This is a genomic window from uncultured Lactobacillus sp. (assembly GCF_945290125.1).
Classification (GTDB): domain Bacteria; phylum Bacillota; class Bacilli; order Lactobacillales; family Lactobacillaceae; genus Lactobacillus; species Lactobacillus rizhaonensis.
Window position 1 is genome coordinate 13,316 of record NZ_CALYQV010000027.1, and the last position, 13,925, is coordinate 27,240.

General features: G+C 36.1%; 18 protein-coding genes. 11 read left to right on the plus strand and 7 right to left on the minus strand.

Annotated features, from left to right (window positions below):
* Window positions 1-81: 81 nt before the first annotated feature.
* Entirely contained in the window at window positions 82-393 is a 312-nt protein-coding gene (trxA, locus tag Q0K80_RS05970) for a thioredoxin (RefSeq protein ID WP_294604348.1), read from the plus strand.
* 28 nt (window positions 394-421) lie between these two features.
* Here the strand turns inward: trxA and mscL are convergent, their stop codons facing one another.
* Complete coding sequence (gene mscL, locus Q0K80_RS05975) at window positions 422-793, minus strand: large-conductance mechanosensitive channel protein MscL (RefSeq protein ID WP_294604350.1); 372 nt, start codon at window positions 791-793, stop codon at window positions 422-424.
* A 72-nt stretch (window positions 794-865) separates the two neighbouring features.
* Window positions 866-1,273: a DUF2507 domain-containing protein gene (locus Q0K80_RS05980; RefSeq protein ID WP_294604352.1), complete on the minus strand. Its 408-nt coding sequence runs from the start codon at window positions 1,271-1,273 to the stop codon at window positions 866-868.
* Window positions 1,274-1,353: 80 nt separating this feature from the next.
* Between Q0K80_RS05980 and murI the strand changes: the two genes are divergently transcribed.
* Together murI and Q0K80_RS05990 are read left to right on the plus strand one after the other, a co-directional pair.
* Window positions 1,354-2,142: a glutamate racemase gene (murI, locus tag Q0K80_RS05985; RefSeq protein ID WP_294604354.1), complete on the plus strand. Its 789-nt coding sequence runs from the start codon at window positions 1,354-1,356 to the stop codon at window positions 2,140-2,142.
* A gap of 14 nt (window positions 2,143-2,156) precedes the next feature.
* Window positions 2,157-2,771 carry an XTP/dITP diphosphatase gene (locus Q0K80_RS05990; protein WP_294604356.1) on the plus strand — a complete coding sequence of 205 codons (615 nt, stop codon included), beginning with the start codon at window positions 2,157-2,159 and terminating at the stop codon, window positions 2,769-2,771.
* Between the two features lie 76 nt (window positions 2,772-2,847).
* On the opposite strand, the gene Q0K80_RS05995 is transcribed toward Q0K80_RS05990, so the two are convergent.
* Window positions 2,848-3,663 carry a mechanosensitive ion channel family protein gene (locus Q0K80_RS05995; RefSeq protein WP_294604357.1) on the minus strand — a complete coding sequence of 272 codons (816 nt, stop codon included), beginning with the start codon at window positions 3,661-3,663 and terminating at the stop codon, window positions 2,848-2,850.
* A gap of 111 nt (window positions 3,664-3,774) precedes the next feature.
* Here Q0K80_RS05995 and Q0K80_RS06000 point away from each other — a divergent pair, with 111 nt between their 5' ends.
* Window positions 3,775-4,200, plus strand: a complete 426-nt coding sequence (locus Q0K80_RS06000; RefSeq protein ID WP_294604358.1) for a DUF948 domain-containing protein — start codon at window positions 3,775-3,777, stop codon at window positions 4,198-4,200.
* Between the two features lie 17 nt (window positions 4,201-4,217).
* Window positions 4,218-4,631 (plus strand): YtxH domain-containing protein, encoded by a 414-nt coding sequence (locus Q0K80_RS06005; RefSeq protein ID WP_294604359.1) that lies wholly within the window; start codon window positions 4,218-4,220, stop codon window positions 4,629-4,631.
* Window positions 4,632-4,713: 82 nt separating this feature from the next.
* On the opposite strand, the gene Q0K80_RS06010 is transcribed toward Q0K80_RS06005, so the two are convergent.
* Window positions 4,714-5,814 carry a Xaa-Pro peptidase family protein gene (locus Q0K80_RS06010; RefSeq protein ID WP_294604360.1) on the minus strand — a complete coding sequence of 367 codons (1,101 nt, stop codon included), beginning with the start codon at window positions 5,812-5,814 and terminating at the stop codon, window positions 4,714-4,716.
* A gap of 148 nt (window positions 5,815-5,962) precedes the next feature.
* Here Q0K80_RS06010 and Q0K80_RS06015 point away from each other — a divergent pair, with 148 nt between their 5' ends.
* Window positions 5,963-6,964 carry a substrate-binding domain-containing protein gene (locus Q0K80_RS06015; protein WP_294604361.1) on the plus strand — a complete coding sequence of 334 codons (1,002 nt, stop codon included), beginning with the start codon at window positions 5,963-5,965 and terminating at the stop codon, window positions 6,962-6,964.
* A gap of 26 nt (window positions 6,965-6,990) precedes the next feature.
* On the opposite strand, the gene Q0K80_RS06020 is transcribed toward Q0K80_RS06015, so the two are convergent.
* Window positions 6,991-8,379: a glycerophosphodiester phosphodiesterase gene (locus Q0K80_RS06020; protein ID WP_294604363.1), complete on the minus strand. Its 1,389-nt coding sequence runs from the start codon at window positions 8,377-8,379 to the stop codon at window positions 6,991-6,993.
* Between the two features lie 85 nt (window positions 8,380-8,464).
* Between Q0K80_RS06020 and Q0K80_RS06025 the strand changes: the two genes are divergently transcribed.
* Genes Q0K80_RS06025 through Q0K80_RS06045 form a run of 5 tightly spaced genes read left to right on the plus strand, consistent with a single transcriptional unit; the run spans window position 8,465 to window position 12,145 of the window.
* On the plus strand, window positions 8,465-8,800 hold the full coding sequence (locus Q0K80_RS06025; RefSeq protein ID WP_294604365.1) for a hypothetical protein: 336 nt from the start codon (window positions 8,465-8,467) through the stop codon (window positions 8,798-8,800).
* Between the two features lie 10 nt (window positions 8,801-8,810).
* Window positions 8,811-10,208, plus strand: a complete 1,398-nt coding sequence (locus Q0K80_RS06030) for a bifunctional UDP-sugar hydrolase/5'-nucleotidase (RefSeq protein ID WP_294604366.1) — start codon at window positions 8,811-8,813, stop codon at window positions 10,206-10,208.
* Window positions 10,186-10,767 carry a YutD family protein gene (locus Q0K80_RS06035; RefSeq protein WP_294604371.1) on the plus strand — a complete coding sequence of 194 codons (582 nt, stop codon included), beginning with the start codon at window positions 10,186-10,188 and terminating at the stop codon, window positions 10,765-10,767. The genes Q0K80_RS06030 and Q0K80_RS06035 overlap by 23 nt, the downstream gene beginning before the upstream one ends.
* Window positions 10,764-11,540, plus strand: coding sequence for a TIGR01457 family HAD-type hydrolase (locus Q0K80_RS06040; RefSeq protein ID WP_294604368.1), 777 nt, complete (start codon window positions 10,764-10,766; stop codon window positions 11,538-11,540). The genes Q0K80_RS06035 and Q0K80_RS06040 overlap by 4 nt, the downstream gene beginning before the upstream one ends.
* Window positions 11,537-12,145, plus strand: a complete 609-nt coding sequence (locus tag Q0K80_RS06045; RefSeq protein ID WP_294604369.1) for a TIGR01906 family membrane protein — start codon at window positions 11,537-11,539, stop codon at window positions 12,143-12,145. Before Q0K80_RS06040 ends, Q0K80_RS06045 begins: the two co-directional genes overlap by 4 nt.
* A gap of 10 nt (window positions 12,146-12,155) precedes the next feature.
* Here the strand turns inward: Q0K80_RS06045 and Q0K80_RS06050 are convergent, their stop codons facing one another.
* Window positions 12,156-12,806 carry a VTT domain-containing protein gene (locus Q0K80_RS06050; protein ID WP_294604370.1) on the minus strand — a complete coding sequence of 217 codons (651 nt, stop codon included), beginning with the start codon at window positions 12,804-12,806 and terminating at the stop codon, window positions 12,156-12,158.
* A gap of 9 nt (window positions 12,807-12,815) precedes the next feature.
* Window positions 12,816-13,775 (minus strand): NAD(P)/FAD-dependent oxidoreductase, encoded by a 960-nt coding sequence (locus Q0K80_RS06055; RefSeq protein ID WP_294604372.1) that lies wholly within the window; start codon window positions 13,773-13,775, stop codon window positions 12,816-12,818.
* Window positions 13,776-13,925 lie beyond the last annotated feature (150 nt).

Below are 13,925 nucleotides of genomic sequence, written 5' to 3' on the forward strand. Positions count from 1 at the left end.
CTTTACTTGTAAAAAGTAAGTCTGGTTGCTATAATGAAAATATCAGTAGAATAATGTTTTTCCCTAAAGGAGGTTTTTTCAATGATTGATGAGCTTACAGATCAAAACTTTGAAGAAGAAACAAAAGATGGCGTCGTGTTAACAGACTTTTGGGCAACTTGGTGTGGTCCATGTAAAATGCAATCTCCAGTTGTTGATGAATTGGCTGAAGAGAGACAAGACGTTAAATTTACCAAAATGGATGTTGATCAAAATAAAGAAGTACCAAGTTCTTTAGGAGTTATGGCTATTCCAACTTTGCTAATCAAGAAAAACGGTGAAATCGTAGATCGCATTACTGGTTACACACCTAAAGCAAAATTGAGTCAAATTTTAGATCAATACACAAATTAAAAAAATTCCTGCAACTGCAGGAATTTTTTTAATTGCTTTTTTCTTTTAATAGATCGCGAATTTCTTTAAGGTAATCTTCAGCGGATGGACCAGCTGGTTGTTGCTGGTCGTTATGTCTTATTACTTTATTGACAGCTTTAACTAGCAAAAAGACGATGAATGCAATAATCAAAAAGTTAATCACAGTATTGATAAATTCACCGTATTTAAATGTCGCACCCCCGGCTTTGAATACCAGATTGGAAAGATCAATTCGTCCGATAAATAAACCCAAAAGGGGATTAATTAAATTGTTTACCAATGAATTAACAATGTTGGTAAAAGCTCCGCCTATAATTACACCAACAGCCAGATCAATGACGTTGCCCCGTTGAATAAATTCTTTAAACTCTCTAAGCATTTTGCTTCCTCCATTCTTACTTTAATAATATTGCAAAAATGGTAAAAAACTAAATTATTTGTTTCAAAATACTTAATCAAATTTAGCGATTAGTTTTACTATTTTTTTGTGTTCATCAATCTTAATTTCGCATTCAGTTGTGCGACCGGTTTCTCTTTCAACTGCTTCTGCAATTATTCCGGCTTCAAGGGAAAATTCCCGGTTACCGCTGCTAATCCGATCGGCTACATTTTGTCCCGTTAATTTGAAGATTTCTTCACTATGATGGGTTCTCGCTTTTTCAATATTGCCAAATTCAGTAGTTACAAAAAAGCTGGCTACATCTTCAAAGGACTCTAAGTCATATTTACGGGCTATTCTCTTGCCGCCCCAATATAGAATTACATCATTGTCTTCGCCTAAGATTGTTGGCAGTAAAAAGTCACGATAAAGCTGATTTACAAAATAAACATGTTCATGTTGCTGGTTATTGTTTTGCATAAAGAAATTCATCCCTTTTATTTTCTTTTATTTTACCGTAAAATTGACTGAAGTATAAAATATTTAGGGAGTCTTTAAAAATGGATAATCGACCAATTGGCTTATTAGATTCTGGTGTTGGCGGTTTAACGGTAGTCAAAAAAATAATCGCTAAAATGCCTCATGAATCGACTGTTTTCATTGGTGACAATGCTCATGTTCCATATGGTGATAAGTCTAAGGCGGAAATTATTGCGCTAACAAAGCAAAGTGTTAACTTTTTATTAAGTAAAAACGTTAAACTAATTATCTTTGCCTGTAATACTGCCACAGCAGTAGCTATGAATGCTATTCAAAAAGAGATTGAGCCGCAAATTATCGGCGTAGTTCAATCAGGTGCTCTAGCGGCAGTACAAGCTACTAAAAACAAAAAAGTGGCAGTTGTGGCGACTAAAATGACTGTTAGTTTAAATGCATACCAAAAAGAAATTCAAAAGCGTGATCCCAAAATAGTTGTGAATGAAATAGCTGCTCCACAAATTGTACCCCTAATTGAAGCTGATGCGGGACACCAGGCTTATGTATCTGCACTGCAAGGGCTTTTGGTACCAATCAACAAGCTTGACATAGATACTCTTGTTTTAGGATGTACACACTATCCTATTATCCGTAGAGAATTTGCACAATGTTTAAAACCCAATGTTCAAATTATTGATCCAGCCGATCAGGTAGCGCAATATACGTATAATGTAATAAAACGTGACGGCCTTTTTTGCACTAATTCTAATGAAGGTGCGCATGAGTATTACACAACGGGGGACGTCAGAATGTTTAACGAATTGGGTAAAATAGTATTAGATAAGCAACATGTTAATGCAAAACACCTTTGAGAAGAAAGGAAAAAATGGAAGTTTTATTTGCAACAACTAATCAGGGCAAGGTAAAAGAATTGAGAGCAGCTTTTAAAAAAGCTGCGCTTAACCTCAGAGTTAAAACTAATGCCGATTTAGATAGGCCGCCAATTGTTGATGAGTATGGTACAACGTTTGAGCAAAATGCTAAATTAAAGGCACACGAATTAGCTGACTACAGCCAGATGCTGACAATAGCCGATGATTCCGGCTTAATGGTTGATGCACTTGATGGCGCTCCTGGAGTCCATTCTGCGCGTTTTGCCGGTCCTGAGCATAATGATCAAAAGAATAATGCTAAATTACTGGCTGAGCTTGGTGGCGTGCCGTTAGCAAAAAGAACAGCTAGATTTAATACTACAATTGTGGTATCAATGCCAGGTCATTTTGAGAAAGATTTGGTTGTCTCAGGTCAATGTGAAGGCTTAATTTTACCAGCACCTGAAGGTGAAGACGGCTTTGGCTATGATCCGCTTTTTTATGTACCGGAAAAGCAGAAAACCTTTGCAGAAATGACAACTGCAGAAAAAAATAGTCTTTCTCACCGAGGAAAAGCAATTGCTGAATTACTGAAGTGTTTACCAAATTGGCTCGCTCAATTTGAATAAATATCTAAAAAACTGATAAATATTATTTTTAATACTTTTACTGAAAAAGTATTAAAAACATTTATCAGTTTTTATTTTACTCTGCTAAAAGAACTTGATTATTTTGCATTACCTTTAAATACTGCGTTAAATATTTATCTTGTACTTCTTTTTCATGACCGGGTTTAACTTGAAAATGAACCACATAATTAACAGTTTGCGCTGTTTGCTCAGCGATGCCAATAATTTTAGGTTCTTGCACTAAAAAGTTAAGGTCAGTACTCAATTTATTATTTACCTGTTCAACAAGACTATGAACTTTTGCGAAATCGTTGTTAGCTTTTAGTTGAATTTCAATGTCTAGGCCAATGCCACCGTGGGCTAAATTTTGTACGATTGAAATATTACGATTAGGGATGTAGATCAGAGAACCATCAGACCCTTTAAGCCTTGTAGTCCTTAAGCCCAACTGAACCACAACCCCAGTCTGATTGTTGATTGAGACAATATCTCCTACATCAAACTGATCTTCACTTAAGATAAAAAAGCCATTAACTAAATCGCTGACAAAGCCTTGAGCTCCCATCCCTAAAGCCAGAGAAAAGATACCAGCACTCGCAAGTAGCGTACCAATTGGAATACCTAGGATAGATAAAACAGCAAACAAGTAGAAGAAAATCACAGTGTATTCAAAGATACTATTAATTAATGCAGTAACTGTTTGAGTTCTCTTATTTTGTTTTCTTTTACTATGCTCTAAATAATGTTTAATTATTTTTTTGCCAACATGGTCGATCAGATAAAAAACCAAAGCTGAAACTAGGAGCTGCCAAATAATTGTCAGAACTTGTTCTCCCAGCTTGTCCCAGTTAAACTTGAGCACGTTTTTATTGATTTGAAATATTTTATCCATAATGATTACCTTTCGTATATGCATATTAACTATAACAAAATATTACATATAGATTGAGATTGAAGCATTTTAATGCTAGACTTTTTTTAGGTATAGAATTGGAGGTAAAAGATGAAATTTTCTTATGGTGCATTAGCAGGTTTAATAGCCGCCATTGCATTATTAATTTTAGTACTTTTCACAATTCCAGTGCTTATACGTGCTGCAAAAGCGACTAGAGAAGCAGAAAAAACGATCCAGAGTGCTAACGAGTCAATTCAACAGGTTACTGGAGATGTAAATGATTTACTTCATCAGACCAGTGATTTGCTTGATAAAACTAATGTCTTGCTAGCAGATGTTAATGTTAAAATGAAAACTATTGATCCTGTTGTGCAAGCAGCAGCTGATTTAGGCGAAAGCGTTTCAGATGTCAATACATCTACCAGAAATATGGCAAAGCGTTTCAATAATTTTCATTGGAAACGTAACGGGTTGATATCATCTGCTTTAGCATCAGTGTTTGCACGACATAAGCGGCGTAAAGGTGAAGATTAGTAAAAGGAGTTACTTTTATGAAAAATTTTGCAAATTTTGTTTTAGGTACTATTGTTGGAAGTGCTGTAGGGTTCCTAGCTGGTTCCTTATTAGTCAGTGATGAACAAATTGACGAACTGAAGAAAAAAGTTAAGAACAATGAAACTGTTCAAGACTTAAAGAAAAAGTATGATAACGGCACAGAAATTGTAAAGAATCAACTGGCCTCATTCCCAAAGAATGTAGAAGATGATTCTGAACTGAAAGATTTTGACGATATCGTTATTGATAGTTCAAAAGATACTGATGCACAGCAAAAAGATCATGCTGAAGATGTAGCTGATGACTTGCACCATGCAGAGGCTCCAGATGGTTTTAATCACCCGGAACCTTCAGACCCTAAGCCTGAAGGCCCTGCAGATGCACCTGCTGATCCATATTCTAGACCATAAACGCAATTTTAGTAAAATGGCACTGACAGATTTTTATTTTCTGTCAGTGCCATTTTTTTGCAATAAATAAAGTAAAGTTTATTTAAAGAGGTAAAACTTTTAGTTCTTTGCTAGTGTGAGTAAATGGCTCATAGCCATCTTTAGTAACAACACCACAGTCTTCAATTCTGACCCCTGCTACATTAGGAATATAGATACCAGGTTCAATTGAAAAACACATACCTTCTTCAATGATCAAATCGTTGCCTTGAACAATTGAGGGGTATTCATGTACTTCTTTACCAATTCCGTGACCCAAGCGGTGAATAAAGTATTCACCATAGCCCGCTTTAGTAATAATATCACGTGCAACACTATCTAGTTCAGAGGCTGTCATTCCCGGTCTCACCGCGTCAATTGCAGCTTGTTGAGCTTCACGATCAATTTCGTAAATTTCTTTTTCTTTGGCTGTTGGTTCGCCATAAGCAACTGTTCTGCTGGAATCTGAAGCGTAACCGTTGTGCATAGTACCAAGGTCAAATAAAACCAATTCATTTGGTTTGACTTTATTCATGGTAGGACCTAAATGAGGATTAGCAGCGTTGGGACCGGCTTGTACAATGGTTTCAAAACTTTCATGCATTACGCCTTTTTGTACCTTTAGCTGATATTCAATTTGGCCTGCAATATACCTTTCAGTAACGCCTTCCTTAATAGCGTCAAAACCAATTTGAAAAGCAAAATCTGCCTCACGGCCAGCGGCTTGCAATTGCTTAATTTCCTCCGGTGTTTTATATAAGCGAATTTTCGCGACAAAATTAGAAACATCACCGTCAAAATTAGCATCTGGAAATTGCTCATGGATGAGTTGATAGTGGGAAACAGAGAGGTTATTTTTTTCTAAAGCCCATTTTTGGTATTCTTTGGTTCTACCTTTCACTTTGTCAGCAATGATCGCCCACGGATCTTCGGAATCAAGATAACCGTATACATCGCCGTCCCAAGCCGAATTTTTAGCTTCTTCAACATTTAAAGCTGGAACAAAGACGAATGGGTCTTGATCTTTAAATGCTAAAAGGGCAAAGATTCGTTCATGTGGCTCCATATCATATCCTGTAAAATAAGCAATTGTCGTTGGATTAGAAATGTAGGCAACATCGTTATTGGTACTTTGCAGCCATTCTTGTAATTTAGTTAAGTTCATAGCTTCTTCCTTCCATCTTGATTTTATGATTAAAATCAGTATATCATGTTCTAGACTTGAAAAAATGAAAGAATAGTTGTAAACGTTTGCAATTTATGAAAAAGAATGATAAATTTTATACTAGTAATTTTAAGATGGGGGAACCAAAATGCGAAAACAGGATATTACAATTTATGATGTTGCTCGTGAGGCTAAAGTTTCAATGGCTACAGTTTCACGAGTTGTTAACGGCAATACAAATGTGCGTAAAGACACTCGCGAACGGGTAATGAAAGTAATCAACCGGTTGCATTACCAGCCAAATGCGGTAGCACAAGGCCTGGCATCTAAAAGAACCACCACGGTTGGTTTAATCGTGCCGGATTTAACTAATCTTTATTTTGCGGAATTGTCAAAAGGAATTGATGATATTGCGCTTTTATATAAGTACAACATTATTATCACCAGTATTGAAAACCGCTTAATGAGAGAAGATCAGGCAATTCAGGGATTGCTTAATAAGCAGGTCGATGGTGTGATTTACATGTCAGATAATTTGCCAGAAGAAGCTATTGAAGCCTTTAAACGGACAGATACGCCAGTGGTTTTAGCTGGTACTAAAGATAGTCACAGTGAATTTCCGTCAGTTGCTATTGATTATCAAAAAGCCGATACAGAAGCTTTAAACCTTCTGTATAATGATGGCAGGAGAAATTTGGCCTTAGTCTTAGGCAATCCAGACACTGTGGTTAGTGCTGAAAACAGAATTCCGGCTTACAAAAAATTTATGGCTGATCATGGTTTAGGTGAAGGTCATATCTATACTAATATTAAAGACCATTCTGATGGCTATAATTTATTATCTCAACTGGAGCAGGACGGTATTGATGGTGTGATTGTCAGTCGTGATGTCACTGCAGTAGGTATTTTAAATTCCGCTATTGATGCTGGTAAAAAAGTACCGGAAGATTTAGAAATAATTACAGCAAATGCAACTCAAATTGCTTCCGTTGTGCGGCCAGCGCTAACAGCCATTCGTCAGCCACTTTATGATATTGGTGCAGTTGCAATGAGAATGCTGACTAAATTGATGAATAACGAAGAAGTGCCAGAAAAGCAAATTGAGCTCTCTTATGAGATACTGAAAAAGCAAAGTACTACAAATGAATAATATTATTCACACAAAAAGTGTTGCATTTAATTATGCAGCACTTTTTTAGTAGTTATTTTTTTAATTTGCTTTATCTTCTGCCATGTGTTTAACGTCTTTGCTGGTTGCAACTGCAAATAAGGAGTTAAAGCAATATTTGAATAGCGGCTCATTCGAGGCAGGTGACGATAATTTTGCCAATTTGCGTCGTCAAAGAAACCATAGAAAAGAATATCACGTGCTTTGATCCAACCCTGTGATGTAAATAACCATAAACTTTTAGGACTACCATTAAAATTCTGAATTTTAAAGAGAGTGTTTGCTGGAAGTAGCTTAGTGGTTTTAGCTTGATTATCCGGGTAACGATAAATGCGAACGTCTTTTTGCGGTTTAGCAATAATTTGCTTATTTTGGTAAGGTGCAATATCTGCTGGCCTCAGATCCATGTTAACAAACTCAGATGAGATAAATGTTTGGTTAGCAATCTGATAATAAAGCTGATTATGTGCTCTGACTCCGTACATGACTTCAAATTTTTGTCCCGGATAAACATATTTATTTTGCATTTTCCGTACATAAGGGTTCATCATTGTCTTGGCTTTCTTTTTGCCAAAATAGCTGCCTTTGCGGTGGATACTATACTTCTTGGTGCCTTCCTTAGCCAGCTTGTACTTAAATCCGGTGCTGGGAAAATTGGTTACCACGCCATCGACATTTTTATTAATCAACCATTGCCATAGATCGGGCGATTCGTCCATTTCTGTCCACACAAAAACCTGTTTATTTAACTGGTGTAACCAATGTATAAGCCAGTAATGATTTAAAATTAGGTCAGAGGAAACATTAACAGCATTTACTTGCGGTAAATTACTAAAATTTATTCGTTTAAGACTGCCGACAATTAGAATTAAGTAGGCATCGGGCATAATTTTGCGAAAATGAAACAAACTGGCAGCAGAAAATGAATGAATCATTACTCTTTTTTCCATATGATATTTCTTCACAGTGGCGGCAATCTGATCTTCTAATTCATAAGAGGGATCAAGTCCATGATCAATTTTAGTTTCAAGAATAAATTTGGTATTAGGCTTTTTTTGATAATAATCAAATAGCTCTGGTAAGCTCAGCACGTGTTCACCATTGTCATAGGTCAATTGGCTAAGTGCCTGCCAATAATTTTGTGATACAATTGCATGTGTATGGGTTACTCGAAATAGGTCATCATCATGCGATACAACTAGTTCACCATCTGCAGACAGCCGCAGGTCAAGTTCAACGTAGTCTGCACCTGAGTTAAAGGCAGAGTTGTCACTTTGAATAGTTTCTTCAGGATATTTGCTGGGGTCACCGCGGTGGCCGACCACAGTGAAAGCACTAGTTGTAATAAATATGATGCTAAAAATGAGAGCCTTAAACAGTTGGCTTTGATATTTCATGTGTACACCTCTGTTGTTAATTACAATAGCATGGTTACACATTTTTTGCTATATGTCACAGATTTAATTTATACGGGGAATATTGATGAATGAGCAACAATATGAAGAATTAGATTTAATTGAAGAAATTGTACGCAATGACGGCAGCAAATATTTTGAAATTTCTAATATTGATCAGAATGGGATAGCGGAACTTGCAGCTGACAGAGGAAAAATTAAAAGTGTTCGTATTTTACAATTAAATATTCCACGTACTAAAGCCCTTGTTACTTATGAAGAATATATCAATAAAAACTATAAGCTTGAGACTTTGACAAACGAAGATGATTGGAAAAATCCGGATTGGGTAGAATGGAAAAAGCCTAAGGGAAAAGTTCTAGATGCTTATAACATGGTTTTGAAGTCGAATCAAATTGGATAGAGAGCAGATAATGGAAAAAATTCGCATTTTACATACTAATGACTTACACTCACATTTCGAACATTTTCCCAAAATTGGCCGGTATTTGCGGGAAGCTCAAAAAGATCAGACTGTTGATCAAGTGTTTACTTTTGATGCTGGAGACTTCATGGACCGCTCGCATCCTTTGACTGATGCAACTTATGGGCAGGCTAATATTCAATTAATGAATTCTTTTCATTACGATGCAATTACTATCGGTAACAACGAAGGTATTTCTAATTCCCACGCTGTAGTAGAAAAACTATTTGATCATGCTGATTTTCCCGTTATTTTAGCCAATTTGCGTGAAGAAGATGAATCTATGCCTCACTGGGCAGTTCAGTATAAGATCTTAACTACAAAAAAGGGAACACGTATCGGTCTTATCGGTCTAACTGCCGCCTATCCGCTTTCTTACGAACCTAATCATTGGCATGTCAAAATGCTGAAAGAAACAATGGATAAAGTTTTACCACAGATGAAAGGTCAATATGACGTGTTAATTTTAATAACTCATATTGGCTTAAATATGGATACCTTTTTAGCCAAGAATTACCCGGAAATTGATTTAATTGTGGGAGGACATAGCCATGACTTGCTTCCCCATGGTAAAGAAGTTAAGGGTGTTTGGATTACTCAAACCGGTAAATGGGGCAACTATGTAGGCAATACGTATATGGAAATTGATGACAATCACCACGTGCGCAAGATTACACCACATGTTGAGCCAACTAGTTTGATGAAGTCTCACATAGCTGATGAAGATACTATTTTAGGATACAGGCAAAAAGGTAAAGAAATTTTGAGTCGAGAACTTATTGCTGATTTGCCTGAAAAATATGATGGTGACCGTGAAGCTGCTATCCAAGTTTCAATGAATGCAATTGCTCATTTTGCAGGAACAGATTTGGCTATGCTCAGCTCGGGGCTTTTCTTAACCCCTTTTAAAAAAGGCATTATCACTAAATATGATTTGCAAAAGTCTTTACCGCATTCAATGCATGTAGTGCGTTCCACTTTAAGAGGGAGTGATTTGTGGCGACTGGTTATGGAAATTGAAAAAAACCGGCATTTTTTAGACCAATTCCCTTTGCAAGGAATGAGTTTTCGCGGGAAAATTTTTGGTCAAATGTATTATAAGGGCATAAAATTTGACCCTATGAGTAGAGTAGTCTTTGTCAACGGTAAAGAAGTTGATCCATATCAGGAATATCAAATTGCTGTTTTGGATCATTATGTTTTGGTGCCGTTTTTTCCAACTTTGGCGATCGTTGGCGACAATGATTTTTTGTTTCCACAGTTCTTGCGTGAAGTAATTGGAGACTATTTGGCAAAAAAATACCCTTTAACTGGAAGTGAAATTAATAGTGGAAAAAACAAACAGTAATCAACCACAAGAAAATAAATTTAACCAAGAGCAGCCTTTGCGCCATCCCCTGGCGGCAGTGGCTTTGGATAATGATCAGTTAAAAATTAACAAGCAATTGTACCAGGTAATAGTTAATAAGGATGATGCTCTGGATCTTGAACTTTTGCGGCAAAAATATGACCCCTATCTTGATCAATATGATTTTATTGTGGGAGATTTGTCTAGTGATCATCTGCGCTTGAAAGGTTTCTACCAAGATAATGCTCAGGCTGCAATCGATCGTAAGAAACAAACTATTGCGGATTATTTACTAGAATACTGTAATCCTGGTAGTCCGTATTTTATCTTGCAATTGCTAAGTCCAGTACATCATTATCGTAATAATAAAAGAAAAAGACGATTAAATTCGTTTAAATATCGGGGACAAAATATACACAGAAAGAAGCTTTACAAGTCGTTTAAGAGCTACCATGTTCGCCAACCCAAAATAAAGAAATCCGAAACTATAACAATAAAAAAAGAGCGTGCAAATAACCATTCTTTTGTAATCAAAAAAGGAAGGGCAGCAAATAGGTGAAGGATTACCGTTTATTTTTAATTGATCTTGATGGCACTATTTATCGGGGCAAGAAAACTATTGCTGCAGGTGTTCGCTTTGTTAAGCGCCTAGAACAAGCACATAAAAGCTATATTTTTTTGACTAATAATACTACTCGTACACCACAAATGGTGGTGGATAAGCTTAAAACGCATGGCATTAAAACCGATATTGCGCACGTTTATACTCCCTGTATGGCAACTGTAAGTTATATTTTAAAGCGTGAGAAAAAGCGGAAAAGTAAAATTGGTGTTTATATAATAGGTCAAATTGGTTTATGGCGAGAATTTTTGCAAAATTCCGCTTTTGAAGTCACTGATTTTAATCCTGAATACGTGATTGTGGGGATGGATACGGACTTGACTTATCATAAGATTCAAGTGGCCGCTACTGCAATTAGGAACGGTGCTACTTTTATTGGGACTAATGCTGATTTAAATTTGCCTAGTGAAAATGGTTTATTGCCCGGTAATGGTTCTCAGTGTGCAATGATTGCAGCTTCTAGTGGCCACAAACCTTTTTTTATCGGCAAGCCTTCTCCTGTGATTATTGATATGTTATTCGATAAACTAAAGTTTTCTAAAAAAGATGCGCTTTTAGTAGGTGATAACTACGATACTGATATCAAGGCGGGTTTTAACAGTCGTGTTGACCAATTATTGGTGACGACAGGTATTACAAAATTGGCAGACATTGAAGGAAAAAGGCAGCCAACAATTTTAGTTGACAGCTTGGATCAGGTTAAATTATGAGCAAAAGAAATAATATATTAACTATTATTTATCATTTTATTTTTGCTATTTCTACAAGTGTGGTGACAGCCCTCGTTGCAAGCTGGCCACTGTTATTTGTATTTGTATTAGTGCAAAAAACAAATAAAACAGTCAATTTATCAATTGAACAAGTGATGAATAGTTATAATCAGTTGTTGTGGTACCTCATTTGGCCATTTAAGCGCAAGCTGCACATGCGTGATTTTCATACATCTGCAATGGCTGCCAGGCACTTTGCTGATGTCAAAAAATTATTTGTTTTGGCGATCGTTGCCTTCTTGTGCTGTTTGGTCATATATTTTTGGTGTAAAAGACAAAACAAAAAATTTTTGCGCTTAGATAAAGTTTGGGCGTTATTATTTTTGCTATTGCCGATTGCTGTTTTACCATTTGCCTTGGCAAATTTTGATAATTTTTTTATTACTTTTCATCATTTGTTTTTTGTCGGCAGCAATACCTGGCTATTTGATCCCGCTACAGATCCGATTATTAATGTGCTCACAGAAGGCTTTTTTGCTTCCTGTTTTGCAATTGCCGGTATTGTCTATGAATTGTATTTTGCTGATAAATTATTACAAAAATAAAAAGGAGTCCTTAATGGAATTCCTTTTTGTTTTTAATCCGTTTTTTTAACGATACGATAAATATCGGCAAAACCGAGATTATAATTATTGCAAGTATTAACATTGAGAAATGATCTTTGACAAAAGGAATGTTGCCAAAGAAGGCACCAAGTATTGTGAACAAACCACTCCAAAATATTCCACCAACTACGTTATATAAGGCAAACTTACCATAATGCATTTTACTTCCACCCGAAATGAAAGGAACAAAAGTTCTGATAAAAGGGATAAATCTGCCAATAACAATAGTAATCGGTCCGTGCCGCTCAAAAAAGTTTTCAGCTGCCGTGCGATTTTTTTGATTGATTAATCTATTAAACCAAGTATGCTTAGAGCCTTGTCTAACCGACCAAGCACCTATTTCATAATTACAAGCATCGCCTAGTATTGCTGCCAGCAGCACTGCAAAATAAATCCACCAGATATTTAAATTGTATGCAGGATTAACTGCTAAAGAACTGGCAGCAAAAATTAATGAATCACCTGGTAAAAAGGGAAATATAACTAATCCAGTTTCGATAAAAATAATGGCAAAGATAATCAAATATGTCCAATTGCCAAACTGATTGACTATTTCAATCAGATGGTGATCGATATGCAAGATAAAATTGATTATTGTCATAAACATCTCCTAAATGTTGGTTGAATGTATTGTTAAAGTCTTTTCAGGAAAAAGCTTACGCATAACTGTAGTAATTGCAATTTGTGCTTCTCCAAAGCCCAGTCCAATAAGTGGGACTCGGCCAGAATAAGTAGTGACATCGCCTATTGCGTAGATACCTGGGACATTGGTTTCCATAGAGCGAGAAACTTCTATTTGATTATTAACTAAATTAACACCCCATTCTTTTACAAACTGGTTATTAGCTCGAAAACCGTAGCCAACGACTATTTGGTCAAATTGTTCATGAATGACATCGTTGTTTCCGATTCTTTTCAAGCTAATATCAAGTTGATTATCTCTAATTTCAATTGATTTAGGAAGATAAGGGGTCTTTATTTCAACATTTTTTAAACTTTTTAGTTTGGTGACACTTGATTCGAGACCACGAAATTCATTTCTTCTATGAACTAGTTTGATCTTTGCAGCCTGTTGATTTGCTAATTCAATTGCCCAGTCAAGAGCCGAATCACCACCACCAAAGACGCCTATTTTTTGATGAGCAAAATCCTGGGGGTCTTTAACATAATAGTGAATCCTTTTTTCAATTTCCTCATTCGTTTTTAGTGGAAATTTTTTAGGACTGAAAAACCCAGTCCCAGTAGCAATGACGACGCTTCTAACAGAATAATCGTCATCGATAACAAACTCGTTGTTACTTTGTTTAATGGCTCTAACTGGATGATTCAAAACGAATGTTGTATGTTGTCCGGCATCATTTTGTAATTTTGTAATTAGTTCATGAGCCAATATAGAACTGTAAGCTGGTATATCCAAAATTTCTTTAAAGGGATAAAGTAATTTTGGTTGCCCTCCAACCTCAGCTAGTGAATCAAAAATTATTGTATTTAGACCATGAAGATGAGCAAAATTGGCACAGAATAATCCTACAGGACCTGCTCCTATAATTGCTAAATCAAATTTTTTTATTTTGAAAACTCCCCTCTAAACGTTGATATGACAACTTTATCATGAATAAAGAAGATAGTCACTCGAATAATTTGCAAAAAAGACTTGCAAAAAGAGAAAATACTTGCTAGTATTAATAACTGTCGTCGGGCAATGAGCCGCAAGGCGCGA

What these genes read in the sequence shown, in the direction of transcription:
- trxA (WP_294604348.1), top strand. Translation starts at nt 82, where the DNA reads ATGATTGATGAGCTTACAGATCAAAACTTTGAAGAAGAAACAAAAGAT.
- mscL (WP_294604350.1), bottom strand. Translation starts at nt 793, where the DNA reads ATGCTTAGAGAGTTTAAAGAATTTATTCAACGGGGCAACGTCATTGAT.
- Q0K80_RS05980 (WP_294604352.1), bottom strand. Translation starts at nt 1,273, where the DNA reads ATGCAAAACAATAACCAGCAACATGAACATGTTTATTTTGTAAATCAG.
- murI (WP_294604354.1), top strand. Translation starts at nt 1,354, where the DNA reads ATGGATAATCGACCAATTGGCTTATTAGATTCTGGTGTTGGCGGTTTA.
- Q0K80_RS05990 (WP_294604356.1), top strand. Translation starts at nt 2,157, where the DNA reads ATGGAAGTTTTATTTGCAACAACTAATCAGGGCAAGGTAAAAGAATTG.
- Q0K80_RS05995 (WP_294604357.1), bottom strand. Translation starts at nt 3,663, where the DNA reads ATGGATAAAATATTTCAAATCAATAAAAACGTGCTCAAGTTTAACTGG.
- Q0K80_RS06000 (WP_294604358.1), top strand. Translation starts at nt 3,775, where the DNA reads ATGAAATTTTCTTATGGTGCATTAGCAGGTTTAATAGCCGCCATTGCA.
- Q0K80_RS06005 (WP_294604359.1), top strand. Translation starts at nt 4,218, where the DNA reads ATGAAAAATTTTGCAAATTTTGTTTTAGGTACTATTGTTGGAAGTGCT.
- Q0K80_RS06010 (WP_294604360.1), bottom strand. Translation starts at nt 5,814, where the DNA reads ATGAACTTAACTAAATTACAAGAATGGCTGCAAAGTACCAATAACGAT.
- Q0K80_RS06015 (WP_294604361.1), top strand. Translation starts at nt 5,963, where the DNA reads ATGCGAAAACAGGATATTACAATTTATGATGTTGCTCGTGAGGCTAAA.
- Q0K80_RS06020 (WP_294604363.1), bottom strand. Translation starts at nt 8,379, where the DNA reads ATGAAATATCAAAGCCAACTGTTTAAGGCTCTCATTTTTAGCATCATA.
- Q0K80_RS06025 (WP_294604365.1), top strand. Translation starts at nt 8,465, where the DNA reads ATGAATGAGCAACAATATGAAGAATTAGATTTAATTGAAGAAATTGTA.
- Q0K80_RS06030 (WP_294604366.1), top strand. Translation starts at nt 8,811, where the DNA reads ATGGAAAAAATTCGCATTTTACATACTAATGACTTACACTCACATTTC.
- Q0K80_RS06045 (WP_294604369.1), top strand. Translation starts at nt 11,537, where the DNA reads ATGAGCAAAAGAAATAATATATTAACTATTATTTATCATTTTATTTTT.
- Q0K80_RS06050 (WP_294604370.1), bottom strand. Translation starts at nt 12,806, where the DNA reads ATGACAATAATCAATTTTATCTTGCATATCGATCACCATCTGATTGAA.